This is a genomic window from Sulfuriferula multivorans (genome assembly GCF_003851125.1).
Lineage (GTDB): Bacteria > Pseudomonadota > Gammaproteobacteria > Burkholderiales > Sulfuriferulaceae > Sulfuriferula > Sulfuriferula multivorans.
The window spans coordinates 1-25,883 of sequence record NZ_BGOW01000044.1 but is presented as its reverse complement, the minus strand read 5'-3'; the positions used below and the strand labels follow the sequence as shown (position 1 = coordinate 25,883).

Annotated in this window: 30 protein-coding genes, 1 tRNA gene and 2 riboswitches; of the genes, 7 read left to right on the top strand and 24 right to left on the bottom strand. The window is 58.8% G+C overall.

Annotation, left to right across the window (positions count from 1 at the left end):
* Positions 1-2 precede the first annotated feature (2 nt).
* The 3 genes from EI185_RS16310 to EI185_RS16300 all read right to left on the bottom strand — a co-directional run bounded on the left by EI185_RS16310 (position 3) and on the right by EI185_RS16300 (position 1,956).
* Positions 3-1,439, bottom strand: coding sequence for a CUAEP/CCAEP-tail radical SAM (seleno)protein (locus EI185_RS16310; RefSeq protein WP_223247896.1), 1,437 nt, complete (start codon positions 1,437-1,439; stop codon positions 3-5).
* A 2-nt stretch (positions 1,440-1,441) separates the two neighbouring features.
* Positions 1,442-1,849: a gamma-butyrobetaine hydroxylase family protein gene (locus EI185_RS16305; protein ID WP_124706212.1), complete on the bottom strand. Its 408-nt coding sequence runs from the start codon at positions 1,847-1,849 to the stop codon at positions 1,442-1,444.
* A gap of 30 nt (positions 1,850-1,879) precedes the next feature.
* A tRNA-Arg gene (locus tag EI185_RS16300) sits at positions 1,880-1,956 on the bottom strand.
* 123 nt (positions 1,957-2,079) lie between these two features.
* Here EI185_RS16300 and EI185_RS16295 point away from each other — a divergent pair.
* Both EI185_RS16295 and EI185_RS16290 read left to right on the top strand, forming a co-directional pair.
* Positions 2,080-2,694 carry a c-type cytochrome gene (locus EI185_RS16295; protein WP_124706211.1) on the top strand — a complete coding sequence of 205 codons (615 nt, stop codon included), beginning with the start codon at positions 2,080-2,082 and terminating at the stop codon, positions 2,692-2,694.
* Between the two features lie 64 nt (positions 2,695-2,758).
* Positions 2,759-3,532 (top strand): tetratricopeptide repeat protein, encoded by a 774-nt coding sequence (locus tag EI185_RS16290; protein ID WP_124706210.1) that lies wholly within the window; start codon positions 2,759-2,761, stop codon positions 3,530-3,532.
* Here the strand turns inward: EI185_RS16290 and EI185_RS16285 are convergent.
* Positions 3,507-5,495 (bottom strand): UvrD-helicase domain-containing protein, encoded by a 1,989-nt coding sequence (locus EI185_RS16285; RefSeq protein WP_124706209.1) that lies wholly within the window; start codon positions 5,493-5,495, stop codon positions 3,507-3,509. The genes EI185_RS16290 and EI185_RS16285 overlap by 26 nt on opposite strands.
* Positions 5,496-5,530: 35 nt before the next feature.
* On the opposite strand from EI185_RS16285, the gene EI185_RS16280 reads away from it, so the two are divergent.
* Complete coding sequence (locus tag EI185_RS16280; RefSeq protein WP_124706208.1) at positions 5,531-6,358, top strand: symmetrical bis(5'-nucleosyl)-tetraphosphatase; 828 nt, start codon at positions 5,531-5,533, stop codon at positions 6,356-6,358.
* Here the strand turns inward: EI185_RS16280 and EI185_RS16275 are convergent.
* From EI185_RS16275 to EI185_RS16260, 4 genes are all read right to left on the bottom strand, one after another.
* Positions 6,279-7,061 carry a lysophospholipid acyltransferase family protein gene (locus tag EI185_RS16275; RefSeq protein ID WP_124706207.1) on the bottom strand — a complete coding sequence of 261 codons (783 nt, stop codon included), beginning with the start codon at positions 7,059-7,061 and terminating at the stop codon, positions 6,279-6,281. The genes EI185_RS16280 and EI185_RS16275 overlap by 80 nt on opposite strands.
* A gap of 57 nt (positions 7,062-7,118) precedes the next feature.
* A complete protein-coding gene (locus tag EI185_RS16270; RefSeq protein ID WP_124706206.1) occupies positions 7,119-7,871 on the bottom strand; it encodes a GNAT family N-acetyltransferase in 753 nt (250 codons plus the stop codon).
* A gap of 142 nt (positions 7,872-8,013) precedes the next feature.
* On the bottom strand, positions 8,014-8,469 hold the full coding sequence (locus EI185_RS16265) for an outer membrane lipoprotein (protein ID WP_124706205.1): 456 nt from the start codon (positions 8,467-8,469) through the stop codon (positions 8,014-8,016).
* Between the two features lie 53 nt (positions 8,470-8,522).
* Positions 8,523-9,458: a carbohydrate kinase family protein gene (locus EI185_RS16260; RefSeq protein WP_124706204.1), complete on the bottom strand. Its 936-nt coding sequence runs from the start codon at positions 9,456-9,458 to the stop codon at positions 8,523-8,525.
* A gap of 120 nt (positions 9,459-9,578) precedes the next feature.
* On the opposite strand from EI185_RS16260, the gene EI185_RS16255 reads away from it, so the two are divergent.
* Positions 9,579-10,481 carry a zinc dependent phospholipase C family protein gene (locus EI185_RS16255; RefSeq protein WP_124706203.1) on the top strand — a complete coding sequence of 301 codons (903 nt, stop codon included), beginning with the start codon at positions 9,579-9,581 and terminating at the stop codon, positions 10,479-10,481.
* On the opposite strand, the gene EI185_RS16250 is transcribed toward EI185_RS16255, so the two are convergent.
* The 7 genes from EI185_RS16250 to EI185_RS16220 form a co-directional block, all read right to left on the bottom strand.
* Positions 10,412-10,942, bottom strand: a complete 531-nt coding sequence (locus tag EI185_RS16250; RefSeq protein ID WP_124706202.1) for a phosphatase PAP2 family protein — start codon at positions 10,940-10,942, stop codon at positions 10,412-10,414. The two genes, EI185_RS16255 and EI185_RS16250, sit on opposite strands and share 70 nt — an antisense overlap.
* Positions 10,905-12,152, bottom strand: coding sequence for a glycosyltransferase family 4 protein (locus EI185_RS16245; RefSeq protein ID WP_223247895.1), 1,248 nt, complete (start codon positions 12,150-12,152; stop codon positions 10,905-10,907). Before EI185_RS16245 ends, EI185_RS16250 begins: the two co-directional genes overlap by 38 nt.
* A gap of 111 nt (positions 12,153-12,263) precedes the next feature.
* Positions 12,264-12,533: an SHOCT domain-containing protein gene (locus EI185_RS16240; protein ID WP_124706201.1), complete on the bottom strand. Its 270-nt coding sequence runs from the start codon at positions 12,531-12,533 to the stop codon at positions 12,264-12,266.
* Between the two features lie 44 nt (positions 12,534-12,577).
* A complete protein-coding gene (locus tag EI185_RS16235) occupies positions 12,578-12,967 on the bottom strand; it encodes a DUF302 domain-containing protein (RefSeq protein WP_124706200.1) in 390 nt (129 codons plus the stop codon).
* Between the two features lie 128 nt (positions 12,968-13,095).
* Positions 13,096-13,461 (bottom strand): copper-binding protein, encoded by a 366-nt coding sequence (locus tag EI185_RS16230; protein ID WP_124706199.1) that lies wholly within the window; start codon positions 13,459-13,461, stop codon positions 13,096-13,098.
* Positions 13,462-13,510: 49 nt separating this feature from the next.
* Positions 13,511-14,101 (bottom strand): c-type cytochrome, encoded by a 591-nt coding sequence (locus tag EI185_RS16225; protein WP_124706198.1) that lies wholly within the window; start codon positions 14,099-14,101, stop codon positions 13,511-13,513.
* A gap of 380 nt (positions 14,102-14,481) precedes the next feature.
* Positions 14,482-14,898 (bottom strand): hypothetical protein, encoded by a 417-nt coding sequence (locus EI185_RS16220; protein ID WP_124706197.1) that lies wholly within the window; start codon positions 14,896-14,898, stop codon positions 14,482-14,484.
* A gap of 224 nt (positions 14,899-15,122) precedes the next feature.
* On the opposite strand from EI185_RS16220, the gene EI185_RS16215 reads away from it, so the two are divergent.
* Both EI185_RS16215 and EI185_RS16210 read left to right on the top strand, forming a co-directional pair.
* Entirely contained in the window at positions 15,123-15,794 is a 672-nt protein-coding gene (locus EI185_RS16215) for a heavy metal response regulator transcription factor (RefSeq protein WP_124706196.1), read from the top strand.
* The gene (locus EI185_RS16210) at positions 15,794-17,212 is read left to right on the top strand and encodes a heavy metal sensor histidine kinase (RefSeq protein ID WP_124706228.1); all 1,419 of its coding nucleotides are present in this window, start codon (positions 15,794-15,796) and stop codon (positions 17,210-17,212) included. The genes EI185_RS16215 and EI185_RS16210 overlap by 1 nt, the downstream gene beginning before the upstream one ends.
* On the opposite strand, the gene EI185_RS16205 is transcribed toward EI185_RS16210, so the two are convergent.
* From EI185_RS16205 to EI185_RS16165, 9 genes are all read right to left on the bottom strand, one after another.
* Entirely contained in the window at positions 17,206-17,577 is a 372-nt protein-coding gene (locus EI185_RS16205) for a diacylglycerol kinase (RefSeq protein WP_124706195.1), read from the bottom strand. The genes EI185_RS16210 and EI185_RS16205 overlap by 7 nt on opposite strands.
* A gap of 192 nt (positions 17,578-17,769) precedes the next feature.
* A complete protein-coding gene (gene gcvPB, locus EI185_RS16200; RefSeq protein ID WP_124706194.1) occupies positions 17,770-19,215 on the bottom strand; it encodes an aminomethyl-transferring glycine dehydrogenase subunit GcvPB in 1,446 nt (481 codons plus the stop codon).
* Positions 19,216-19,313: 98 nt separating this feature from the next.
* Positions 19,314-19,814 carry a thiol peroxidase gene (gene tpx / locus EI185_RS16195; protein WP_124706193.1) on the bottom strand — a complete coding sequence of 167 codons (501 nt, stop codon included), beginning with the start codon at positions 19,812-19,814 and terminating at the stop codon, positions 19,314-19,316.
* Between the two features lie 27 nt (positions 19,815-19,841).
* On the bottom strand, positions 19,842-21,221 hold the full coding sequence (gene gcvPA, locus EI185_RS16190) for an aminomethyl-transferring glycine dehydrogenase subunit GcvPA (protein WP_124706192.1): 1,380 nt from the start codon (positions 21,219-21,221) through the stop codon (positions 19,842-19,844).
* 38 nt (positions 21,222-21,259) lie between these two features.
* A complete protein-coding gene (gene gcvH / locus EI185_RS16185; protein ID WP_124706191.1) occupies positions 21,260-21,649 on the bottom strand; it encodes a glycine cleavage system protein GcvH in 390 nt (129 codons plus the stop codon).
* Positions 21,650-21,677: 28 nt separating this feature from the next.
* Entirely contained in the window at positions 21,678-22,751 is a 1,074-nt protein-coding gene (gcvT, locus tag EI185_RS16180; RefSeq protein ID WP_124706190.1) for a glycine cleavage system aminomethyltransferase GcvT, read from the bottom strand.
* Positions 22,744-23,673: a lipoyl synthase gene (lipA, locus tag EI185_RS16175; protein WP_189836445.1), complete on the bottom strand. Its 930-nt coding sequence runs from the start codon at positions 23,671-23,673 to the stop codon at positions 22,744-22,746. Before lipA ends, gcvT begins: the two co-directional genes overlap by 8 nt.
* 59 nt (positions 23,674-23,732) lie before the next feature.
* A riboswitch (glycine riboswitch) is annotated at positions 23,733-23,846 on the bottom strand.
* A riboswitch (glycine riboswitch) is annotated at positions 23,847-23,935 on the bottom strand.
* A gap of 189 nt (positions 23,936-24,124) precedes the next feature.
* Positions 24,125-24,436 (bottom strand): CcdB family protein, encoded by a 312-nt coding sequence (locus tag EI185_RS16170; protein WP_189836444.1) that lies wholly within the window; start codon positions 24,434-24,436, stop codon positions 24,125-24,127.
* Positions 24,437-24,439: 3 nt separating this feature from the next.
* On the bottom strand, positions 24,440-24,691 hold the full coding sequence (locus EI185_RS16165; protein ID WP_124706187.1) for a type II toxin-antitoxin system CcdA family antitoxin: 252 nt from the start codon (positions 24,689-24,691) through the stop codon (positions 24,440-24,442).
* A gap of 232 nt (positions 24,692-24,923) precedes the next feature.
* Between EI185_RS16165 and EI185_RS16160 the strand changes: the two genes are divergently transcribed.
* Entirely contained in the window at positions 24,924-25,784 is an 861-nt protein-coding gene (locus EI185_RS16160; protein ID WP_124706186.1) for a hypothetical protein, read from the top strand.
* The last annotated feature ends 99 nt before the right edge of the window (positions 25,785-25,883 follow it).

The following is a 25,883-nucleotide window of genomic DNA, read 5'->3' as shown; positions in this document are numbered from 1 at the left end:
GCTTAAAACGATTGCAATTGCTGGTCGGTGGGCTCGGCGCAGCAGTACCACGGTTCGGACAGATGGGCGATGGCCGCGCCGAAGTCGGCGTGCTCCAGCGTCGGCGCGGGTAGCCCGGCGGCGTCATGAGCGAGTTGCCAGATGGCGCGGAACACCTCGCTGCGCGGCGCGTTTTCCATCTGCATCGCGGTGCTCATGATCTGTTGCTGCAGGGCGTCCACACGCGGGTCGGCATGATGCCAGGGATAGCCCAGCAACGCCGGGTCGAAAGCCTCGATCTGCTCAATGAAGCCGGGCAGTTGCAGCAGATAGGAGCCCTGCGGCACCAGCAGGCGGATGGCGAGTTGCACCGGCGGCACCGCTTGCACCAGTTTCAGGCGCAGCAGTTCGCCGAGCAGGTCGATGTAGCCGGTCAGCGTGGTCCACGGGTTGAACGGCACGAAGGTGGGCGCGAGAAAAATGCCGTTCGCACGGCACAGGCCGAGTGCGCGTTCGAAACCGGCGCGGGTGTGATTTTTGTCCAGATATTCAAGCACCGCATCGTCCACCGACTCCACCGCGCTGGTGATGAACAGGCAACCGTAGCCGCGCAATTGCGGCAGCAGGCCGGCGTGGTCGAGCAGGTGCTGGATCTTGATGGTGGCGTCGAAACTGAGATTGGGGAAGCGCTGGTGCATGGCCTCCAGCACGCGCAGCGCGTGGGTGGGGCCGTTGAAAAAATCCGGGTCGCCGAAGGAGATGTGCTGCGCGCCCGCCACCACCTGCTGTTCGATGTCGGCCAGCACCACGTCCACCTGTACCGTGCGGAACTTGCCCTGATACACCGGCACCACCGGGCAATGCCGGCACAGGTGCTTGCAGCCGCGCGTGGTCTCGGTAAAGCCGACGATTTTTTTGCCGCCGTCGGGCAGGTTGAGGTGGGCGTAGCGGGTGAGTTTGGGCAATCCGCTGCGATCCGGCGGCAGAAATTTCACTTGCGCGAGCTGCACCATCGGCGTGTTTTGCGCGCTGATATCGCCATCGCGCAAGCGTTCCGCCAGCGCCACCAGGTCCGGCTCGGATTCGCCGCCGAGCAGGGTATGTACGCCCAGCCCGCGCAGCAGGTCGGCGTTCATCGGCGCGTACAGGCCGTACATGGCGAGGTGCGCGCTGGGTGCCAGTTCGCGGATTTTCGGCAGTGCGGCGATGGCGATGCGGGTGGCAGTGTGCATGCCCAGATGGATGGCCACCAGTCCGGCGTCGCGCAGGGTGTCGGGCTCCAGTTTTTGCAGTGTCAGGTCGAGACAGGCGACCTCGCACCCGGCAGCTTTCAACAACGCGGCGGGGGCGGTCAGGTTAAAGGACTGGCGACCGAGTTCGTAGGGATTGATCAGCACGACTTTGAAAGCTGCTGTGGCTGTACCGGTTTCGCCCCAGTCTACGGCGAAATAGTCATTCATGATTATTTGGTCTTGGGACGCTCTTCAAAACCGGCGATGGGCTCGCGTGAGGCACCTGCATTCGTCATGTTTTGCAGGTAGCGTTCCCACAGCGCATCCTGATTTTGGCCCAGTTCGTAAAGGTAATCCCAGGAAAAAATTCCGGTATCGTGGCCGTCCGAGAAAATAGGCTGCACGGCATAACTGCCGACCGGCTCGATGCCGGAGATTTCGACATTCAGCTTGCCAACCTGCAATACTTCCTGGCCATGGCCGTGCCCACGCACTTCTGCGGAGGGCGAATACACGCGCAGGAATTCATAAGGCAAATGGAATCGGCTGCCGTCAGCGAAGGCGATTTCCATCACCCGCGATTTCTGGTGCAGCTTGATTTCAGTGGGTTGCGGGGTGTTTTTGTCCAGTCCTGCCATGTGAGCTCCGCCGGATGGGATTGCAAGGGGTGGTGCGCCCAGCAGGATTCGAACCTGCGACCCTTGGCTTCGGAAACCAATACTCTATCCATCTGAGCTATGGGCGCGAGAGCTGGCAAGAATAGCGATTTTCGCACCCAGCGTCTATATCAGGTGCTTTTGCCAAGCTGCCTTTTGCCGCTATAATCCGCGTTCTAAACTATTTTCCCGCCAAAGTTAAGGAAGCAAGCATGAGCGACGATCACGCCAAGATGACCAAAACAACGCCGCAACAATTTTTTGTTGCGCTCTGGGCGGGGATGTTCGCGCCCATTATTGCCATTGCACTCATACTTGGTTTGATAGCCAAGATTCAGGGTAGCCATGGTGAGAAAGATTCGCTTGAATACAATAGCAAGGCTACGCTGGCGCGCATCCAACCGGTGGGCCAGTTGAACATTGTCGATGCCAGTGCGCCGCGTGTGGAAAAAGAAGGCAAGCAGGTATTTGACGAAGTTTGTACCGCTTGCCACACACCTGGTGCGCTGGGCGCACCCAAGTTCGGCAACAAGGCTGACTGGGCGCCGCGCATCAAGCAAGGTTACGCAACCTTGATTCAGCACGCGGAGCAGGGTATTCGCCAGATGCCGCCGCGCGGCGGCAACCCGGACCTGTCCGATATCGAAATCGCCCGTGCCGTGGCTTATATGGCGGATGATGCCGGGGCTAAATTTACCCCGCCCGAGGCACCGGCTGCTGCCCCCGCAGCCGCCCCGGGTGCTGCGCCAGCGCCTGCAGCTGCCGGAGCAGCCCCCGCTCCTGCAGGTGCAACTCCAACTGCTGCCAAACCGGCCGCAGGAAAATAATCGTCCGGCCATCGAGTGATGGTTAAGCATCCGTGCAGAGGCTGACGTGTCCGGCACAGCGCTTATGAACAAGGGCTGTCCTGAATGCGGAAGCGCCAGACTGCGCGGGTCGTCCATCCGCACGGGCGATACGCTGGTTCAACGCTTAGTCTGTACACCGCTGCGCTGTCGTGAATGCCGGTCACGTTTCTGGATTTACAGCCCGGTCAAAATCGTCCTGCTCAGCGTGTTATTGCTGGGAATGGCGTTTTGGCTGGTGCGCGACCAGCTGCATCCGGCTCCCATCTCCGCTACAAGCGACCTTGCGGCTGCCGACAAACAGTTCGCCAGGTTGTCAGCCCAGGCACTCAAGGGCGATGCCGAAGCGCAACTGCGGCTTGGAAAAATGTACGCCAATGGTGAAGGCGTGATCGTGGATGTGACCAAGGCTGCCCAGTGGTTTGATAAGGCCGCGCATCAGGGCAATGCCGAAGCACAGTTTCTGTATGCCTCTGCGCTGCTTGATGGCCGCGGTGTCGTGCAGGATTACCAGGCCGCCCTGAAATGGATCGAGATGCCGGCCCGGCGTGGCAATCCACAGGCGCAATACCGGCTGGGCCAGATGTACCGTTTCGGCATCGGTACGCCGGTGGACAAGGTGAAAGCCTATATGTGGTTCAATCTGGCTGCCGCTCAGGGTATGGACGAGGCTGCCAGGGCGCGCGAAAGTGTGGTGGGGCAATTGAAGCCGGAGGAAATTGCCCGGGCACAGGCAGATGCGCACCAAATCAACGAGCAAATGCTTCCTAAGACCGACGCTGCCAAGAACGCCACTACTTCGCCGCCAGCATCGCCTTAAGCTGCGCCAGACGTGCATTACCCTGCTGACGCTGTTCTGCAGGGTCGGCGTCCTGCCCGGTCTTGCGCACATCTTCCTGTGAAACCTCGCTGATGAAGCGTGAAGGTTCGCAACTCTGAAATTCTCCGGCGCGTTTGCGCTTCTTGCAAAAACTGATGGTCAGCGAGCGCTCGGCACGAGTGATGGCGACGTACATCAGACGCCGCTCTTCCTCCAGCGTGCCGTTTTCCACTGCGTCGCGGTGCGGCAGAATGTCTTCTTCGGCGCCGACCAGAAATACATGCCCGAATTCCAGCCCTTTGGCAGCGTGGATGGTGGACATGCGTACCGCATCGACCTCGGCGTCGTCGCGGTTCTCCAGCAGCGTGATGAGGGCGATGGTCTGGGTCAGCGCGATGACATCCTTGCCGTCCTCCTCGCCTTTCTTGCCGAGCCAGCCGACGAACTCCAACACATTGTTCCATTTGCTCTGGGCGCTGCGGGTTTCCTCGCTGTCAAACAGATAGGCTTCGTAGTTTATCGCTTTCAGCAGGTCAGCCATGATCTCGGCAGCAGGTGTCTTGCGCACGCGGAATTCCAGCGCATTGATGAAATTGCAGAACTCGATCAAGGGTTCCATCTGGCGGGCCGGAAGCTGGCTCTGGAAGCCCGCCTCGAAGGCCGCTTCGAACAGGCTGACATGGCGCTGGCCGGCATACTCGCCGAGCTTTTCCAGCGTCGCCGCGCCCACCCCGCGCCTCGGCGTGGTGATGGCGCGGATGAAGGCCGGATCGTCGTCACTGTTGGCCAGCAGACGCATGTAAGCGGTGATGTCCTTGATCTCGGCCTTCTCGAAAAATGACTGTCCGCCGGACATCACATACGGCACTTTTTCATTGCGCAAAAACTGTTCGAACGGCCGCGCCTGATAGTTGCCGCGGTACAGAATGGCGTAGTCGCCATAGCGTGTGCGGTGCTCGAACTTGTGCGCCAGCAGGCGCATCACTACGTTCTGCGCCTCTTCTTCCTCGTCCTTGGCGGCCATGACGTGCAGCGGGTCGCCGTGGCCGTGCTCGCTCCACAACTGCTTGTCGTAGAGCCGTGTGTTGTTGGCGATGACGCTGTTGGCGGCACGCAGGATGCGTATCGTGGAACGATAGTTCTGGGTCAGCTGGATGACTTTCAGGCGCGGATAATCTTCATGCAGCTGGTGCAGGTTTTTAACGTCCGCGCCGCGCCAGCCGTAGATCGCTTGGTCGTCGTCGCCCACCGCCGTGAAAGCGCCGGACACGTCGGTGAGCAATTTGACAATCTGATACTGACAGGCGTTGGTGTCCTGGTATTCGTCCATCAGCAGATAGCGCAGTTTTTTGCGCCATTTTTCCAGCACCTCGGCGTCGCTGGCGAATAATTCGGCCGGCAGCCGGATCAGATCATCGAAATCCATCGCCTGATAGGCTTTGAGGGTGTCCTGATAGCGCAGATAAACCTTGGCGTAGGTGGCATCGATATCGGTGGCGGCGGTGTCCAGTGCGGCAGTGGGCGAAACCAGCGCATTTTTCCACGCCGAGATGCGCCATTGCGCGCGGCGGATTTCCTGTTTGTCGGTAGTTTTCAGTATCTCGTTTACAATCTGCATCGCATCTGCAGAATCGAGAATGGAGAATTGCGGCTTGTAACCGAGCCGTCCCGCCTCTTGGCGCATGATTTGAACGCCGAGTGCGTGAAAGGTGCATACCGTCAATCCCTTGGCGGGTTTGCCCTGCAGCAGCTTGGCGACGCGTTCCTGCATTTCGCGCGCAGCCTTGTTGGTGAAAGTGATGGCGGCGATGTGCTGCGGCGCGTAACCGCATTCTTCGATGAGATAGACGATTTTCTGGGTGATGACACGGGTCTTGCCCGAGCCGGCACCGGCCAGCACCAGCAGCGGGCCATCCAGATATTTGACCGCTTCGCGCTGGGGGGGATTGAGATGGGACAGCATGAGAAACCACAACAGAACAGGCCGGCAATTCTAACATGAGCACCTATGCCATCGGCGATTTGCAGGGTTGTTTTCAGGCCCTGGAGTTATTGCTGGACAAGATTCGCTTCGATCCTGCACATGACCATATCTGGCTGGTGGGCGATCTGGTCAACCGTGGCGCCGATTCGCTCGCTGTGCTGCGTTGGGGCTACGCCATGGGTGAGAGGGTGACGGCTGTGCTGGGTAATCACGATCTGCATTTGCTGGCAGTCGCTGAGGGATTTGTAAAGCCGCATCGCAACGACACGCTGGGCGGCATTCTCACCGCGCCCGACCGCGACGAACTGCTCGCCTGGCTGCGCCACCGGCCGCTGGCGCACGCCGCGGAAGGCTATTTTATGGTGCATGCCGGGCTGTTGCCGCCCTGGACCACGGCACAGGCGCTGATGCTGGCGGCCGAGGTGCAGGAACGCTTGCAGGCGCCCAATTACCGGGGGTTCCTGGCACACATGTATGGCAACCATCCGGATCGCTGGGATGAGAATCTACAGGGGATAGAGCGCCTGCGCCTGATTACCAACGCTATGACCCGCTTGCGCTTCTGCACCCCGGACGGGACCATGGAATTCAAGACCAAGGGCAGTCCGGAGCAACCGCCACCGGGGTGTTTGCCTTGGTTTCAGGTGCCAGGGCGCGCCAGTGCAGGCAGCCCTATCGTATTCGGCCATTGGTCGGCGTTGGGGCTGCGCGTGGAAACCGACTGCATGGCGCTGGATACCGGCTGCCTGTGGGGTGGACGCCTCACTGCGCTGCGTCTGGAGGACCGTCAGGTGTTTCAGGTGGAGTGCGCCGGACAGGCAGGGACAACGCAATGGCAATAGCCGTCTCGGCCTGTAGTGCCAGCGCGCGGCGGGTCTGGTACGCTCCCGCGATGTGCGGGCAAAAAATCAGTTCAGCGACGATGCCGCGTGCGGCGGTGATGCGCAGGATGGAATCCGCAAAGTTCATATCGCCTACCCAGACCGGCGCTGCATGCGGACGGCCCGCTTGATTGACATAACGAATTGCCACCGGGCACAGGTGTGCATTGCTGGCGCATGCGGCCTGGAGCAGTGCAGGTTTGAATGGGTTGAGGGCCGCGCCGTCGCCCGTGGTGGACTCGGGAAACAAGGCGACGTTATTCCCGGCGCGTAACAGTTCGGTAAAACTGGCGCTAATCCGCCCCACATCATGGCGGCGTTCACGCTCGATAAACAGCGTGCCGGATTGTGCCGCCAGCCAGCCCAGCACCGGCCAGTTGCGCACTTCGGATTTGGCGACAAAGTGTGCCGGACAATTTGCCAGCACCAGGAACGGATCCAGCCAGGACAGATGGTTGGCGGCAAACATCACCCCACCGGCCACCTCCGGTGGGACACCGGATACGCGCAAACGGATGCCCAAAGTGGCGAGTAATGCGCGCGACCAGCGCATCGTCAAAGCCTGGCGAAGCGTGCGACTTGCCCACGGGAATACCCCGACCAGTATCAACAGCCCCATCAAGACCACTACAACGGCGCCACCCAGGCGCAATACACGCAGCATTAGCCGTTTCCATCAAGCGAAAATCCAATTGTGCCCGGAGCGGCGCGTGATTGCAGCTTATTTACTCATGAAGTGGCGTGCGTAAACCTGATTCATCTGTTTAATGGACAACAACAGCATCAGATCGGCGGTATTGAAATCTGCGTCCCAGGCTGGTTCGCCACATAAATACGCACCCACTCGCAGATAACCCTTGATGAGCGGCGGTGTAATTACCGGCCGGTTGCCGTCAAGCTGGTCGAGCGCCAGCGGATGGCGCGGAAACACATGCCATTCCACTGGCGCCAGACGGGTTTGCGCCAGCGTGTTGTACAGGCTGGCCGCAGTATGGCCGCCGTCATCCATGCTTATGCTGGCGCAGCCAATCAGATAGCTATAATTGCGCGCGCGCAGATAATCCGCCAGCCCCGACCACAGCAGGGTGATGACGGCGCCACCACGATAATCCGGGTGTACGCAGGAACGGCCGATCTCGACCATGCCGGGGCGCAAGTGTGACAGGCGCGTCAAGTCGAACTCCAGCTCGGAATAATAACCGCCGATCTGCTTGGCGCGATGCGGCGCCAGGATGCGATAAGTGCCGATGACCTCGCCGCTGCTGTTGTCGCGTACCAGTAAATGGTCGCAAAAGTCGTCGAATATATCCTGATCGAGTCCGGCCTCACGCGAAGTCAACTGTGCGCCCATTTCTTCGGCAAAAACCTTGTAGCGCAGGCGCTGGGCTTCGCGTACTTCGCCGATATCGCGCGCCAGCGATACGCACAGGCGCGGTTTGCTGCGGGCTTGCGAGTGGATTTGGGGGTCGAGCATGCTGTGCACTCCATTTTGGTGTCAATGGAATGCACAGTAAGCAGCACACGTTACGCTGAAATTACGGCTAAATGAAAATTCGGTGACGCAGGGCAGGAAAAAATCCTGCCCTCAAGTTAGCGGGGAATATCAGCTGCGCCGATCAGCGCGTGACACGGGTGATGCCGTCCCCGCTCAGCACACGCACGCGGTCGCCGGGGCGAAAATATTCATCGGCCCCCTGGGTGACAGCAATGGTACGGCCGGAATCCAGCCTGACAGTGATTTCCAGGCCGTTTTGGCGGGTGACGCCCTCTTCTATTGCCGACCCTGCCAAGCCGCCTGCTACGGCGCCGACCACCGCGCCGACCACGCTACCTCTGCCGCCGCCGACCTCGCTACCTGCGAGGCCGCCGACCACCGCGCCTGCGCCGGTGCCAATCGGGGTCTTGGTGCCTTCAATCCTGACGTTGCGTACCGCCACGACTACGCCCGTTTGCACTTCCTGTACACTGCGCGCCTGGCTGCGGCTGTAGTCGCCGCTGCCGAGTCCACCAGCGCAACCGGTCAGAGTGAGCGCGGCAAGCAGACCGAGCGTGATTAATTTGAGTAAATTCATGATGTGTCTCCCGGATTAACATGCATACAGACAACCCGCTACAAGCTTAGTTCTTAACTCATCGCATAGCCAAACTGCATGCGAAATAAATCGCTGATTTCATCATGGCTGTGCTGGTGGTTCTGTGCGCCCTGCTGCGCAATCTTGAGCGCCCCCATCAGGCTGGCGAGCCGTCCGGTGGTGGCCCAGTCCATGCCCTTCTCAATACCGTATAGCAGCCCGGCGCGGTAGGCGTCACCGCAGCCGGTGGGGTCTACCACGGCCGCTGGCCTGGCACACGGAATCTCGATTACGCCGCCGTCGGCATGGATGCTGGAGCCCTGTTCGCCGCGCGTTACGATGAGCGCGCGCACCTGTCCGGCCAGCTCGTCCAGAGACTTTCCGGTGCGCGTTTGCAGAAGCTCGGCTTCGTAGTCGTTGAGAGTGACGTAATCGGCCAGCTCGACAAAATGAGCCAGTTCTTCACCATTGAACATCGGCATCCCTTGGCCGGGATCGAAAATGAATGGAATCTGCGCGGCATGAAATTGCTCTGCGTGCTGGAGCATGCCGTCGCGACCATCCGGCGAGATGATACCCAGCGTCACACCCGTGGCATCCGTTACCTGATTCAGGTGCGATTGATTCATTGCGCCGGGATGGAACGCGGTGATCTGGTTATCCGACAGGTCGGTGGTGATGAAGGCCTGTGCGGTAAAGCTGCCGGGCACCGAACGGATATGGGTCCGGGCGATGTCCAGGCCATCCAGACGGGTTGCGTAAGGCGCGAAATCATCACCGCAGGTCGCCATGATCAGCGGGTCGCCGCCGAGCAGTTTGAGGTTGTAAGCAATATTGCCCGCGCAGCCGCCGTACTCGCGGCGCATTTCCGGCACCAGGAACGACACGTTCAGGATATGGATTTTCTCCGGCAGGATATGGTTTTTGAAGTGATCCTGAAACACCATGATGGAATCAAACGCGAGCGAGCCGCAAATCAGAGCAGACATTGGATGGTCCGTGGCAGTGAAATAATGCGCGGATTATAACAGCGCCCGCCTGTCCTGCTTTCATCAAAGCTTCACCCAGTGTTAACCATGCTGTCGTAAGCGCGCCTTAGTCTGCTGAATATGAATAAGGCCCTGCGCGTGCTGTTGTGGAGTATCCCGCTGCTATGCCAGTCACACGATGTACTGGCATGGGGGCTTTACACCCACGTATTTTTTGCGCAGTGGCTGATGTGGGGCGTGCCGCTGCTGGACTCCAAATTACGCCGCGCAGCATTGCGTTATCCCAAGCTGGTGATGGCCGGAGCGTGCCTGCCCGATCTTGCGCTGGTCGGCAAGCATGTCGGTACGCAGGCTTTTAACGATACGCATGACTGGGATGGCGCGCTGCGCATGATGCGCGAAGCGGATACCGATGTGCAGCGCGCGCTGGCGCTGGGTTACCAAAGCCATCTGCTGGTGGACGTGATTGCGCACCATCATTTTGTGCCTGCCCATGAACATTTGTGGATAAACCTGCCGGTGCTCACCCATGCGGCTTCCGAGTGGGCAATGGATGCGCATATACAACCGCATTTGCTGGCGACCCCGGCTACCCTGCTGCACGACTGCCGGGACGAGATCAGCCAGCATATTGCCCGGCATTTTGAGGTGGATATCGCCACAGCACAGCGCGCGTTGAAGCTGCTGGCGCGCGCTGACGGCCTATTGCGCGGCAGTCGCCTGCCGCAATTGTTGTATCGAAGTTCCGCCCGGCTGGATAGGCGTTTGTCCCGGCGCTTCGATTATTTCGTGGCACAGACCACGCGCAGGTTGGGTGAAATCAATCAGTTGAGCGAAGGGTTCAGCCCGCTGGCCGATGCCAACGGCGGCTGCCCTGCGATTGCCAGGGACAGGCTTGCCTATTTCACCATCGGGCAAATCCGGCGCGGCCAGCCGCTGCCGGGCGATTGCTTTTACAGCATCAGCGAAGCCATGGCCACGATACCGCCCAGCGCGATGCCGGCCAGTACATCGGTAGGATAGTGCAGACCCAGGATCAGGCGCGAGACGGCAACCAGTGCGGTAAACGGCAATACCAGCCAGATCAGGCCAGGATAATAGTGGATCACCACCAGGCTGAATGCCACGGCATGCAGGGTGTGCCCGGACGGGAAGCTGAAGCGGTCGAGCGGCGCGGTCAGGCACAAGATATCGCCAAATTGCTGGAATGGGCGCGGGCGCAAGGTCTTGCCCTTCAACCACTTGTAGATCAGCGTTGCGGCCAGCCCGGCACCCACCATGTTGAGAACTGCGGGAATTGCTGCATAACCATCCCAGGCCAGCAGTGCCAGCATCAGCGTGTACCAGAATACCCCGTTACCCAGGCGGCTGATCAGGCGGAACGCGCCGACCACCCCGCGAAACCGCCGCGCCCGATTGAAGCGCGCGGCCAGTGGCGCCTCCCACTCACCGAGTGTTTGCCAGTGCCAGTCGAGTCGTATCATCGTATTCCTCCTTCTCCACGATTGCATATAACACCTGCTCAAAACGGTCGTGAATACTGCCCCAGCTCATTTTCTGGGCGGTATGTCGGGCTGCCAGTGCCATGCGTTGTGCCAGCGCCGGGTCAGCCGCCAGACGCACCGCCTGAGCCATAAAAGCCTCCGCATCATCGTAAGCGGCCATCACCCCGTTTTCGTTGTGGCGGATCAGTTCCTCCGCCGCCGCATAGTCGTATGCCACCACCGTCAGGCCGCTGGCCATGGCCTCGATGGTTACGTTGCCAAAGGTTTCAGTCAGGCTGGGGAACAGGAACACGTCAGCTGAGGCATAGTGACGTGACAAATCCTCGCCGCTGCGCATTCCGCAAAATATCGCCTGCGGATACGCTGCCTGCAAGACAGCCCGATCCGGGCCGTCGCCCACCAGTACCAGACGTGTATGTGGATTGCATTGGTGCATCGCAGAGAAGGCGGCGAAGACCAGCTTCAGATTTTTTTCCGGCGCCAGACGGCCCACGTACAGCACGACCTGAGTGGTCTCATCCACGCCCCAACTGGCGCGCAAATCGGCATCGCGGTGCGCCGGGGAAAACAGTTCGGTATCCACGCCGCGCGCCACGACTTCCAGATTGCCGTAGCCATGTACCTGCAATTCGCGCCGGATGCCCTCGGTGGGGACCAGTGTCACACAGGACTTGTTATGAAATTTGCGCAGATACGCCAGAATGGGGCGGCGCAACCAGCCGATGCCATAGTGCTGGCTGTAGCTGTGGAAATTGGTATGGAAATCCGTGCTGACCGGGATGCGCAACTTGTTGGCTGCGGCCAGCGCCGACCAGCCCAGGGGGCCTTCCGTGGCGATGTGTACCAAGTCAGGCCGTTTCAGGCTCCATAGCCGGGTCAGTGCTGACTTAGCGGGCAAGCCCATTTTCAGTCCGGCGTAACGCGGGATTGTCATACCGGGTTTCAGCACTTCTTCCAGGCTGGCGCTGGATGCTGCCAGTTCATTCGCGCTCTGGCGCGGACGCACCAGCTGAATCTGGTGGCCGCGCTGTTGCAGATCCGCCACCTGCCGGCCCAGCGTCATGGCTACGCCATTAATTTCCGGAGGGTAGGTCTCGGTGACCAATGCAATCCGCAATGGCAACGGCCGGGAGGAAAGCGTCTGTAATAACAAGTCGTCATTGTCCATGCTGCCAGTTTCGCGACTCATGGCGACAATTTTGTGACAATAATTTGAAGATTTGGCGTATCTACCCGAACACTAAGGGAATGCCTTGGGTTTGATGCGGAAGAGATGCTCTGCTATTCAGTAACCGTGAACCTATTTTTTGTTCAAATCTTCGCGTTTTTGCAAATAGGCTTCACGCGTCAAATCTCCGCGCGCGTAGGACTCATCCAGAATATCCAGCGCTGTCCGGCGCATTTCTAGCTTGGAATTGGCACCCGATTCCCGGTTACCGAACAGATATTTGACGAGCGCAAACAACAGCAGGATGGGCACCAGCCCGATGAGCGCCATCCAGAACCAGCCGAAAATCATCCAGCCGCCACCGTTACCGAACATCCAGCCACCGTGATCCCATCCATACATGTTGCATTCCTTTCATTATATTGTTGCAGTTGGAATGATATGGATTATGTTTTCAGCCCATCGCGTACTCGTTCCAGGCGGGCACGCGCTTCCTGGGCAACCGCTCTGACTTCCGGGTTGCTGACGAGTTGGACCATGATGTCGGGATCCAGAAAGGCAACGGTGATTTTGCCGTCGGCTTCTTCACGTACCACCACGTTGCAGGGCAGCAATAGGCCAATGTCGGCTTCCGCTTCGATGGCGCGATTGGCCAGCGGGGGGTTGCAGGCGCCGAGGATGCGGTAAGGGCGTTTGTCGAGATTAAGCTTGGCCTTCAGGGTGGCCTTGACGTCGATGTCGGTGAGCACACCAAAGCCCTCCTGCTTCAGGCCTTCGATGGTTTTTTCTACTGCGGTGTCAAACGGCATGTCGAGCTGGATGCTGAAACCATACATGAGGAAATCTCCTAAATAGCGTTAATTTGAGCACGATCATGGCCGGAGCAATGATTGTGCATTGATGGAATAGTACTATAGCTCAGCAGCGGATTTTGTCCGAAGAATTCCCTTGCGGGCAGCCGATGTCATTCGGCTTGGGGATTCCCGCCCGCTGCACTCGCCGGTTCCACTCGCATTACCGTTAGCACGCCACTGACCTTGTCTGCGGCAAAACGGATTTTGTCTCCGCTTTTCACCTTGTCGAGCATGGCGGGGTCGTTGACCCGGAATACCATGGTCATGGCCGGCATGCCGAGGTTGGTGATGGGACCGTGTTTGATGGTCAGTTTGCCCGTGTCCTTGTCCACTTTTTTCACTTCGCCGTCAATGAGCGGCAGGTTCGCTTCCGTACCGGCAAGTTTGGCAGCCCCGGCGTGATGCGCAGAGTCGGCAACGGCGGTGCCGTTCAATGCGAGCAGTAAAATCAGGGCAGCGGAAAGTTTCAGCAACATATCGGTTCTCCTTACATAACAGGGGTAAATAATTGAATTGCCGTCAGGGCTAATGGCCGGAATGCGAGTTGCTGTCATGGCTGTGACCCTGTGCGGCCGGCATGGTTGCACCGTCCATCGGACCCATGTCTTCGTCCGGCGGCGCCTTGGCGACAATTTCCTTATACTGCGCAGGCGTCATGGCAGGTAGTTTCTGCAGGAAGGCGACCATGCTCCAGATCGTCGCGTCGTCATGGCTCGGTCCCCAGGCAGGCATCGCGCTCATCTTCATGCCGTGCTTGATTACCCAGAACGCTTCGCGCGGATTCACGCTCACCTCGCTCAGATTGGGCGGCTGGGGGTACAGCCTCGGACGCAACTCGGAATCCTTCATCCCGGGCGCCAGATGGCAGCTGGTGCACATTGCAGCGTACTGGCCGGCGCCTTTCAGGATCAGTTGCGGGTCGTCGAGATTGGCTGGCAACCGGATTGCCGAAGCGTGTTGTTCGACAGAGCGTGCACGCGTGGCTTGCATCAGCGCGTAGGTAATTTTCCAGTGCGGGCTGTCGGCGCCCGGGTTATATATGCCCGACCATACGAATACGCCGGCGCCCAGCACGAGCGCCAGTAGTGTCGCCAGGACGATTTGTGCAATTTTCATGAATCCTTCTGCTCCGATTATTGATTCAGGGATAACGAGTTGTTTTCTATGTGCGCCGGGCGGTACAGGTTCACATCTCGCCACGTTTTCTATGCCGGTTTGCCATCTTTGTGTTGAAAAATTGCATGTAACACTACTGTCGTTGGCTGTTTCCGGAATGCGATTTCATCGCCTGCGACCCAATTCCGCGAAAGCCAGATGCCGAACTTTTGGACAAGGTTGGCGCAGTCTTTCGTGAAACGTACGCGGCACGGAATCCGCAGGCGCCCGGCTTCGTTTTTCCTGCGATTACAGTGCATAGAGCTTTCGCCGTAATGGTGATGACATCCATCTCGCCTCCGGGAAAACCAGGCGGATTGCCCACCTGGTTTTTGGCATGCTCACTTCTTCGCGGGTGTGGCAGGCATATCCTCACGCATCTGCTCCATCTGTTTGCGCATCTGTCCCATTTTCTTTTTGGTGCCGGCATCCATGGCCTTGCCCTTGCCCATCACGCCTGCCATTTCGTTCATCATGTCACCCATCTGTTTCATCTGTTTCGACATCTTCTTCATGGTCTCGGGGTTCATGCTGCCACTGTCCATCATGCCCGACATATCCTTCATCTCGCTCGACATGTCGTTCATCAGTCCGGACATTGGTTGCATGTCCATCCCGCCCCTGCCCTCCATCATTCCCATCCCCGCATGGCCATGACCGTCCTGCCCGGTGTGACTTTCCGCAAAGACCGGTACCGCAAATGCCGTGCCTGCGACAAGCAATAACGCGCCAACTTTTCCTGAAATTGCATGTTTCATGATTTACTCCTCGGTTAACGGGGACATTCCCCGGTTTTAATTGCCTTCGCATCGCAGGATTTCTCGCCGGAGTTAATCAATGTTTTTTCCGGAAGGCAGCGAATGGATCAGATATGGACAGTAGACCGCTGGCCATGACATCAATCTGACGCCCGGATTACATTTATGTAATGTTGTATTCCGGGGTCAGCGGGCATAATCAACAGGATCATTGGGAGACGAAATTGAAAATTCTGGTGGTCGAGGACGAACCCAAGACCGGCGATTACCTGCGCAAAGGCCTCACCGAATCCGGTTTCACCGTGGATCTGGCGCGCACCGGGACCGACGGCGAACTATTTGCGCTGTCCGATGAGTATGACCTCATTGTGCTGGACGTGATGCTGCCGGGCATGGACGGCTGGCAGGTTCTGCAAAGCATCCGCAGGACAAAACCGGTGCCGGTGCTGTTCCTGAGTGCGCGCGATACGGTGGAGGACCGGGTGCGCGGGCTGGAGCTGGGCGCCGACGATTACCTGCCCAAGCCGTTTGCTTTTGCCGAACTGCTGGCGCGCATCCGCAGCCTGTTGCGGCGCGGCGTACGGCAGATGCCGGAGACGCTGCGTGTGGCCGATCTGGAACTGGATCGCATCAAGCATCGCGCGAGCCGGGACGGTCAGCGCATCGATCTCACCGCCAAGGAATACCTGTTGCTGCAACTGCTGATGGAGCGACAGGGCGAAGTGCTGTCGCGCTCGCTGATCGCCTCCCAGGTATGGGACATGAATTTCGACAGCGACACCAACGTGGTCGACGTGGCGATACGACGGCTGCGTGCCAAGGTGGACGACCCCTATCCGCACAAACTGATCCACACCCTGCGCGGCATGGGCTATGTGCTGGAAGCGCGGCCGTGATGTTGTGGCGCGGCCTTTCCCTGACCCAGCGGCTGACCCTGCTGTTTGCCGGGGCGACCGCGCTGGTATTTTCGGTCACCGGTTTCTACCTGTATCAGGCGCTGGCCCGGCAACTGGAAATCCGCAACGATGTGGAGCTGCTCGGCAAGCTGCAGCAATTGCGTCACCTGTTGTCGGAAGTGCCCGATACGGCTGCTATCCGGGCGGACCCGCACCGGTTTCACGATGTGACCATAGGCACCGAGGGGCTGCGCCTGCGCATCCTGGATGAAGATGGCCGGATGGTGGCCGGTGTGGGAGACGTGCCGGGCCTGCCCTTGCCTGCAGCGGCCACGGCTGCGGATCTGCCTGCGCCAGACGCAATACGCGACTGGCGCATGAGCGATGGCGGCCACGGGCGCGTGCTGGCGGCGTGGGCGCATCTCGGGGCCAATGCTCAGGGCCCCCGGGTGCTGGTGGTGCTGGCGCGGGAAAGCCCACAGCGCATGGCCTTACTGCAGAACTACCGAACCAGACTGCTGATTGCGCTGGGGGGCGGCGTGGCCGTCATGGCCCTGCTTGGCTTCGCCGTGGCGCGGCGCGGCCTGGCGCCGCTGGGCCGGGTCACTGCCGCGGCAGGCGGCATTAGCCCGAGCCAACTGGATCAACGTCTCGACATTGCCAAGGCACCGGCAGAAATCGCCGATCTGGCGCGCGCCTTCAACCACATGCTGGACCGCCTGCAGGATGGCTACGAGCGGCTGAGTCAATTTTCTGCCGATCTCGCCCATGACCTGCGTACGCCGATCAGCAATTTGATGGTGCAGAGCCAAGTGGTTCTGGCGCGCCCCCGTTCCGTGGAGGAATACCAGGCGCTGCTGGCTTCCAATATCGAGGAGTACGAACGGCTGGCGCGGATGGCCGAGAGCATGCTGTTTCTGGCGCGGGCCGACAACACGCAGATCGCGTTGCGCCGGGAACACCTGGACATGGAGCGCGAACTGCGCCGTATTGCGGAATACTTCGAAGGCGTGGCGGAAGAGGCCGGGGTGACGCTGGCGGTGGACGCCGCGGGCACGCTTAACGCCGATCCGGTGCTGCTCAACCGGGCCTTGAGCAATCTGATCGCCAATGCCATCCGTTACACCCCGCGCGGTGCAGTGATCAGAGTCAGCGCCCAGCCTCTTCCAGGTGGAGGCTACGGCATCCAGGTCGTCAATCCCGGCGCGGGTATTGCGCCTGAACATTTGAGCCGGTTATTTGACCGCTTCTATCGAGCGGACAGCGCGCGTGCGGGTTCCGAAGCAGCTTCCGGGCTGGGACTGGCTATCGTCAAGGCGGTGATGGGGTTGCACGGCGGTACGGTGCACGTGGAAAATGGTAAAAATGGGGAGACGCTGTTCGAATTAAGGTTTGCGCCGGCGGATAGCAGCTACTGAGTCAGCACCAGCAGCCAGATCACCGCGACGTTGATCAGCGCAATCAGTACCGCAGCGCTGCCCATATCCTTGGCACGCTTGATGAGGTGGTGATTTTCCAGCGAGATGCGGTCGACAGCAGCTTCTACGGCTGAATTCAGCAACTCGACGATGAGTACCAGCAGCACCGATGCGATCATCAGTGCCCGGCCAATCGCGCCCGGCTCCAGGTATAGTGCCAGCGGGATGAGGATGATGGCGAGCAGCATTTCCTGACGGAACGCGTCTTCGTGCTTGATGGCGGCTTTGAGACCGTCGAGCGAGTAAAAAAACGCGTTGAACACGCGTTTGACGCCGGTTTTGCCTTTGAACGGGGATTCTTGCATGGAGCCTGCCTCAAACAAAAAGCGCCAGCCTAATGAAAACGTAGACACGGCGCTACCGTGTCCGTGTAAATTTCTCTGTAAAAACAAATCCAGCCACAGAGTTCACAGAGAACACAGAGAAAAATCGGTGTACTGGTGCTGCCCCCCGTTCTTCTCTGTGTTCTCTGCCCTCTGTGGCAAACGCTTTCTGAATTAACGCTTCCAGACAAGATCCAGTTCGCGTGCTGCTTTGACGTCATCGAGCCGTCGCACCGGCTGGGTATACGGCGCGCCCTTGACCAGATCGGGGTTACTGCGCGCCTCTGCCAGGATGGTCTTCATGGCTGTGATGAAGCCGTCCAGGGTTTCCATGGATTCGGTTTCGGTCGGCTCGATCAGCAGGCATTCCGGCACCAGCAGCGGGAAATAGGTGGTGGGGGCATGGTAGCCATAGTCGAGTAGACGCTTGGCAAAATCCATCGCGGTCACACCGGTTTCGTCCTTGAGTTTTTTCAGCGTGATGATGAACTCGTGGCTGGCGCGGCGCGTGGGGAAGGCAATATCGAAACCGGCTTTTTTCAACTCGGCCAGCAGGTAGTTGGCATTGAGCGTGGCGAAGTCTGCCACACGGTGCATGCCTTCCGCGCCCAGCATGCGCGCGTAGATGTAGGCGCGCAGCAGTACTCCTGCGTTGCCGTTGTTGGCGCTCATGCGGCCGATGGATTGCGGGATGTCGGCTTCCACCAGCAGGCGGTAACGCCCCTTGTCATGGGTAACTACGGGTACCGGCATGAACGGCAGCAAACGTTCCGAAACACCCACCGGGCCGGCACCCGGTCCGCCGCCGCCATGCGGGGTGGAGAAGGTTTTGTGCAGGTTCATGTGGATCACGTCGAAACCCATGTCGCCGGGTTTGACGCGCCCCAGAATGGCATTGAGGTTGGCGCCGTCGTAATACAGCAGGCCGCCGGCATCGTGCACGATTTTCTGGATGTCCTGGATTTTTTTCTCGAACACGCCCAGCGTGGACGGATTGGTGAGCATCAGTCCGGCAGTGTGCGGGCCGACGGCGGCACGCAACGCCTCCAGATCGACATCGCCTTCGCGGTCGGTGGGTATCTCGCGCACTGTGTAGCCGCACATCACAGCAGTGGCTGGATTGGTGCCATGCGCGGCATTGGGAACGATGATCTCGCGCCGCGCGTGGTCGTTGCGCGCATCGTGGTAGGCGCGAATCATCGACACGCCGGCGAATTCGCCCTGCGCGCCGGCCATCGGCGCCATCGACACGCCGGCCATTCCGGTGACGTCTTTGAGTATTTCCTGCAGTTCATACATCGAGGCGAGGAAACCCTGCCCGGTTTCGGCCGGGGCATGCGGGTGGCGCGCCAGGAATTGCGGCAGCATCGCCAGCGAGTTGCAGGCGCGCGGATTGTATTTCATGGTGCATGAACCCAGCGGGTAGAACTGGGTGTCGATGGAGAAATTCTTCTGCGACAGGCGCGTGTAGTGGCGCACCACGTCCATTTCCGAAGCTTCGGGCAACCTGGGCGCATCGGTGCGCATCAGATGCGCGGGCAAGTCGCTCACATCGGCGGCATGTTCCGGCATCTGCGCGTGTGCGGCACGGCCCGGGCGGGAGTGTTCGAATATCAGCATGGTCTAGCCTAATGATGTACTTGATAAAAAACCATTTGCGCCACGGAGAACACAAAGATTTTCCTCTGAGCCCTCTGTGTTCTCTGTGGCTATGGGTTTTATTGCAAAACCGCCAAAGCGGCGTCGTAGTCGGGTTCGATCTTGATCTCCGGAACCAGTTGAGCGTGGATGACCTTGTTGGCTTCATCCAGCACCACCACGGCACGGGCGGTGACGCCAGCCAGCGGGCCGTCGGTGATTTTCACGCCGTAGGCCTGCATGAAATCGCCATCGCGCAAGGTGGACAGGGTTACCACATTGTCCAGTCCCTCGGTGCTGCAAAAGCGCCCTTGCGCGAACGGCAGATCGGCGGAGATCACCAGCACCACGGTGTTGGTCAGGCTGCCTGCTTTCGCATTGAATTTGCGTGTGGATTCGGCACACACCGGGGTATCCAGCGAAGGCACGATATTCAGCACCTTGCGCTTGCCGGCAAACTCGGCCAGGCCGACATCGGCCAGATCCTTGTTGGTCAGTTTGAAATCTGGCGCAGAATCGCCGGTTTTAGGAAAAGTGCCTGCAACCTGGATGGGGGTGCCGCCTAGGGTTACTGTACTCATGGTCATGTCTCCTTGGTGGGTGATAAATCAGGATTTGTAGGCGCAAGGCGGGGCTTCGCGCCGTTTTGACAGTATGCGTGCCAGTTGTTGCGCATATAGATCGAGGTCGGCGGCGGTTTTGGTTTCGGTCGCGCAGACCAGGATGGCGTTGCCCAGCTCCGGGTAATGCCCGCTTAAATCATAGCCGCCCAGAATGCCTTGCGCTTGCAATGCACGCAGTACTTCGCCCGCTGGCGCGTCGATCTGGATCACGGCCTCATGGAAGCAGTGTGCGCTGAATACGCGCTTCACGCCGGCAATGGCGCTCAGTTTTTCCAGCAGGACGCGGGTATTGGCGTGGCTGGCAGCAGCGACGCGTTTCAGGCCTTCCGGCCCCAGCAGGCTCATGTAGATGGTGGAGGCGGTGACCACCAGACCCTGATTGGTGCAGATGTTGGAAGTGGCCTTGGAACGGCGGATGTGCTGTTCGCGCGCTTGCAGGGTCAAGGCAAAGCCGGGTTTTCCGTCCAGATCCACAGTACGCCCGACGATGCGGCCGGGCATCTGGCGCACCAGTTCCTGTTTGCAGGTCATGAATCCGTAATAGGGGCCGCCGCTGGACAGTGGCGCACCCAATGGCTGGCCTTCACCCACGGCGATGTCCGCGCCTTTGGCACCCCATTGGCCCGGCGCTTTCAGCAATGCCAGCGAAGTCGGGTTGACCAGCGCGATGACGCGAGCGCCGTGCGCGTGCGCCCAGTCGGTAAGTGTATCGACTTCCTCCAGCGCGCCGAAGAAATTGGGCTGCGACACCACCAGCGCGGCGAAGTCGCCCATATCCGCAGTCGGCACGGGGGTGGTGCCGGTCGCCGGGTCGTAGTCCAACTCGATGATTTCGATGAGCTGATTTTTAACGATGCCACGTACTACCGCTCGATACACCGGGGATACCGTACGGGGCATCAGTACGCGCGCAGCACCCTTGTGTGCGCGTACCGCCATCAGCACTGCTTCGGCCAGACCCGAACCGCCGTCGTAGAGCGAGGCGTTGGACACATCCAGACCGGTCAGCGAGGCCATCATGGTCTGGTACTCATAAATCAGTTGCAGCGTGCCTTGCGAAGCCTCGGCCTGATAAGGCGTGTAGGCCGAATAGAATTCGCCGCGCGTCGTAATCTGCCACACGGCTGCCGGGATGTGGTGCTCGTAGGCGCCTGCACCGATGAAGTTGAGATAGCGGCCGTCGGCCTCGGCACGTTCCTGCATCAGGCGGTTGATTTCCATTTCGCTCAGCGCAGTGGGTACCTTGGTGAGCTTGCCGTTACGCAGTGCTGCGGGAATTTCGTCGAACAGCGCGTCGATGGAAGGCGCGCCGATCGCGGCCAGCATGGCCTGGATGTCGTGTTCAGTGTGCGGGATGAAGGGCATGATGTGTCCTGCTGATTCGGTTGAGTGCGCCGGATTTTTTAATGCGCCTCGGATTCCACCAGCGCCTGATAGGCGGCAGCGTCGAGCAGGCTGTCGATATCGGCGGCATTATCCGGCTTGAGGGTGAACATCCAGGCGGCGTGCGCGTCCTTGTTGATCGCTTCCGGAGCGGCTTCGACCTCGGCGTTGGCGGCAACGACTTCACCGGCGATGGGTGCATACACGTCGGAAGCGGCCTTCACCGATTCCACCACCGCGCATTCTTCGCCTGCAGCAAGTTTGCGGCCTACCGCAGGATTTTCCACAAACACCATGTCGCCCAGCAAATCCTGAGCGTGTTCGGTAATACCAACGGTTACTGTGCCGTCGGTATTGAGTTTGGCCCATTCGTGGGACTTGGTGTATTTCAGATCGGCGGGAATGTTCATTGTGCTCTCCTGGAGAAATGTCGAATATTTAAACCAAAGCTTTACCATTGCGAGCGAAAGGGTAGTTGACGACTTTCGCCTTGAGTTTTTTGTCGCGGATTTCGACTTCGACTTCCGCACCTGGAGCGATGCCCAGCGGGATGCGAGCCAGCGCGATGGATTGCTGCAGCGTGGGCGAGAAGCTGCCGCTGGTGATTTCGCCGATACCGTTTGCGGTATGAACTTGCTGATGCGCGCGCAGTACGCCTTTATCCAGCAGCACCAGACCGACTAATTGTTGATGGATGTCGCGTGATTGCAACGCGGATTTTCCGATGAAGTCGCGCTCGCTGTGCAGATCAACCGTCCACGCCAGACCGGATTCCAGCGGGTTGGTGGTTTCATCCATATCCTGACCATACAGATTCATGCCTGCTTCCAGGCGCAGCGTGTCGCGTGCACCCAGGCCGATCGGCTTGACACCCAGCGTGGCGAGCAGGTGCCAGAAAGCCTCGGCCTCGTTCGCCGGCAGGATCACCTCGAAGCCATCCTCGCCGGTATAACCGGTACGGGCAATGAAATATTGCCGGAATGCAACTGCGTTAAACGGCTTGAGCTCTTCGGTCTCGGCTTGTGTACCGGGGATCGCCGTCCACACGCGGGCACGGGCATTGGGTCCCTGCACCGCGATCATCGCGAGGTCACGGCGCGGAGTGATGGCGAGGCCGCGACCCTCTGCCTGTTTTTGCATCCATGCCACATCTTTTTCTGCGGTACCGGCATTGACCACGATGCGGAACCAGTCTTCCGTCAGAAAATAAATGATGAGGTCGTCGATCACACCGCCCTCAGGGTTTAGCATGCATGAGTACAGCGCCTTGCCTGGCAGCTTGAGCTTGTCCACATTGTTGGCGACCAGTTTGCGCAGGAAGCCGCGCACGTTGGCGCCTTTCACATCCACCACCAGCATGTGGCACACATCGAACATGCCGGCATCGGTGCGCACCTGATGGTGCTCCTCAATCTGCGAGCCGTAGTTGACCGGCATGTCCCAGCCGCCGAAATCCACCATCCTGGCGCCCATGGCGCGGTGTGCAGCGTTGAGCGGGGTTTGTTTAAGCATGACTGCGTCCTTGTTGTTGTTCGGCGTAATAACTGCTGCGCACCAGGGGGCCGGCCTTGACCCAAGCAAAGCCCAACGCACGCGCGTCGTTTTCGTATTCGGCAAACATATCGGGGTGGATATATTCGACCACCGGCAAGTTATCCAGCGACGGACGCAAATATTGTCCCAGCGATACCCGCACCACGCCGGCGTCGCGTAAATCCTGCAACACGCCCAGCACTTCCGTGCGGGTTTCTCCCAGCCCCAGCATCAGCGCGGATTTGGCTTCCACGCCGGGTTGCTGCGCGGCCTTGTTCAGCAACGTGAGCGAGCGTGCGTATTGGGAACCTTTGCGCGCCGTTTTATACAGGCGCGGTACGGTTTCCACGTTGTGTCCCCACACCAGGTCGCGGCGCGTGCCTGCGGGCAGATTCGTCAGTGTGTTGATGATGGTGGCGACAGCCTCATCCTGGCAGGCGCGGAAATCCGGGGTCAGGTATTCCACGCCGATCTGCGCATCGCTCAGGCGCAGTTGCTTCAAGGTTTCGGAAAAAATCGCGGCGCCGCCATCGGGCAGGTCATCGCGGTTGACCGAGGTAAGTACGATGTATTGCAGCCGCAACGCCATCACCGCCTCCGCTACGCGGCGCGGTTCATCGGCGTCGAACCAGGCGGGTTTGCCGGTTTTTACCGAGCAAAAACCGCAGGCACGGGTGCAGGTATCGCCCAGCAGCATGAAGGTGGCGGTACCGCGGCTCCAGCATTCGCCGCGATTCGGGCAGCGTGCTTCCTCGCAGACGGTGTGCAGGCGGTTGCCATGCACCGCCTCGCCGGTTTTGCCGTAGAGGACGTCGTTGCCGAGATTCTGGCGGATCCAGATCGGCATGCGCGCGGTATTCGGAATGCGTGCAGGCTGGATGGTGAGGGTGTCTGGTGTCATGGGCTCGGTAAATAAAAAAAGGGATATCGACTGGCTAAATTCCATCAAGCGGATTCAGCCGTCACCCCCCTGTCCTGTTTACCTGAGAGATTACGATGTGAGTGAAACACCGTGTGCCCCTTCGGTGGGCGCTGGCCGTGTGTTTTGGCGCGCCGCTCTCCAGAGATGCCCGTGCTTTCACTGCGGTTCGGGAGCCTGAGCGGTTCTGGGTGAATTACGCCTTCGGCGGCGCGACGGGCGCGCACTCTCCCGCAATGACTGCGGACAAGCGCGCACTATACCGTATTCGGCTGGTTGCGAACAACCGCAGCGAAGTCAGGTGTTGGCGTAAAGGAGGCATATCCTCTCACTCCTCTGGGCACGCACGGCGACACCGGGTGTCTTCATTCGGCGCAGTAACGATTGTGCTCCACGTAGGCTGGTCTCGGACAACTGCGGCGGCGCAGATCAATCAGTATTCGCCGATTACTTTGTCTATTGCGGGTTTGATTTTTGCACGATCAAGTTTGCTGAGAATGGCGCACGGCGCTTTGAGTCTGGCTGAATCAATCGCGAAAATTTCGTCGGTCGATAAAACAAACTGCCCTTGTCCCGCCACTTCAACCAGTGGCGCCATGATCTCTACGGGCAGGGCATTGGCGCGCAGGGGGATGACAACGGTCGCGCCGGTTTTGCTGCTGATATGGTCATTCTGAATCGCAACGAGATACGGTATTTCGGCTTTTTTTGTGCCTGGATTGGGATAGATGTCGAATTGAGCCAAGATTTAAATCCGGTCAAATTCAGCACCCGCCAGCCCGGTGTCGGCGATATCTACGCCGTGTGTGGCCAACGCGTCGGCGTTGCGTTCTGCCCAGGCGCGGCTCTCAAGTTCTTCAAGCATGCGCGCAAGCAGCTGCTCGGCTTGCGCGGAAAAATTCAGTTGTTGCTTATAGGGCTCAAGGCGATCCAGCAGATCTTGATTGATCGACAAGGACAGGCGACCTTTTTTGGCGGTTGGGTTGTAAAAGGTTTGCATGACGTATCCGCTCAGGGAACAAGATACGTACGATCATACGCATCTTTATCCTTGCGTCAACGCTTTTTCAGACTTGGAGAATGTAACCCGCGCAAGGTGTAATGTAGGGTGCCAATAAGCGAAGCGCATTGCACCGGATGTTTTCTTTCGGCGCAATAACAATTGTGCCCGCTGTGCTGGGCAGTTCATGAAGCAGGCGCTTCATTGTGTTTTGATAATCTAAGGAAGATCCATGAAAAAAATCGACCATCTCTGCAGCAATCATTCTCGGTTTGCTGGCGCCAGATTCCCGGCATACGTCATGACCGAACTGGAGGCCAAGCAACTGGCAACGGTTGCTTTCCAGGGCAATACTGTGGATTTGACACAATTACTGTTCGACTCAGGATTTTTCAAAAGGCGCTTTATGATCTTGGCGATACTTTATTCGTTGGGTGCCTTAATGTTTTTTTCCACATCTGCATATTCTTTGGATGGGGTGTATAAATGCAAAGAAACCCATAATCGAATTGTATATTCTCAAACACCTTGCAATGGAAATTCGGAAAAAATTAAGCTATACGACAATTCAGCCGATTATTCTTCCGAAAGAAATAATGGAGTGGCACACAGCAAAGGGTATAAAGAGCTGCTTGACTATTGCAATACAGTCATGGACAGGGCAATGAGCTCTGTGAATGAAGGTAATCCAGATAACTGGAGTTACCGACTGGGCGCTATGGCGCCAATGATGCAAGCTGCGTGTGGTCAAAATAATGGATCGTTACAAGGATATAAAGAGAAGCGTGACTATTGCATTGCTGTTACGGCTAGGGTGAATAAAATTGTGAATGAAGGTATACCAGACAATCGAAGTTACCGGCTGCGCGCAATGGCTCCCGTTATGCAAGCTGCGTGCGGTCAGAATAGTGCTTCAGCAATGCCTCGGCCCGATATTCAGACTCCTGCAGCAAGGCCCTCGGTTATTACAAACTGCGATCTTGGAGGCTGCTGGGATAATCTTGGTAATCGATACAATAAAGGTGCAGGTAATACTTACTTTAGCCCATCTGGAGCCTGCCAGAAGATAGGCGGCATGATGCACTGCCCTTGACTATTCGAGGGTGTAAATAATTTTGTGTAAACGGTCATTAGGCAGGAGACTGCCACCTCCAAAGGAAAACCATGACCAAACGCAAAGTAGTACAGCCCG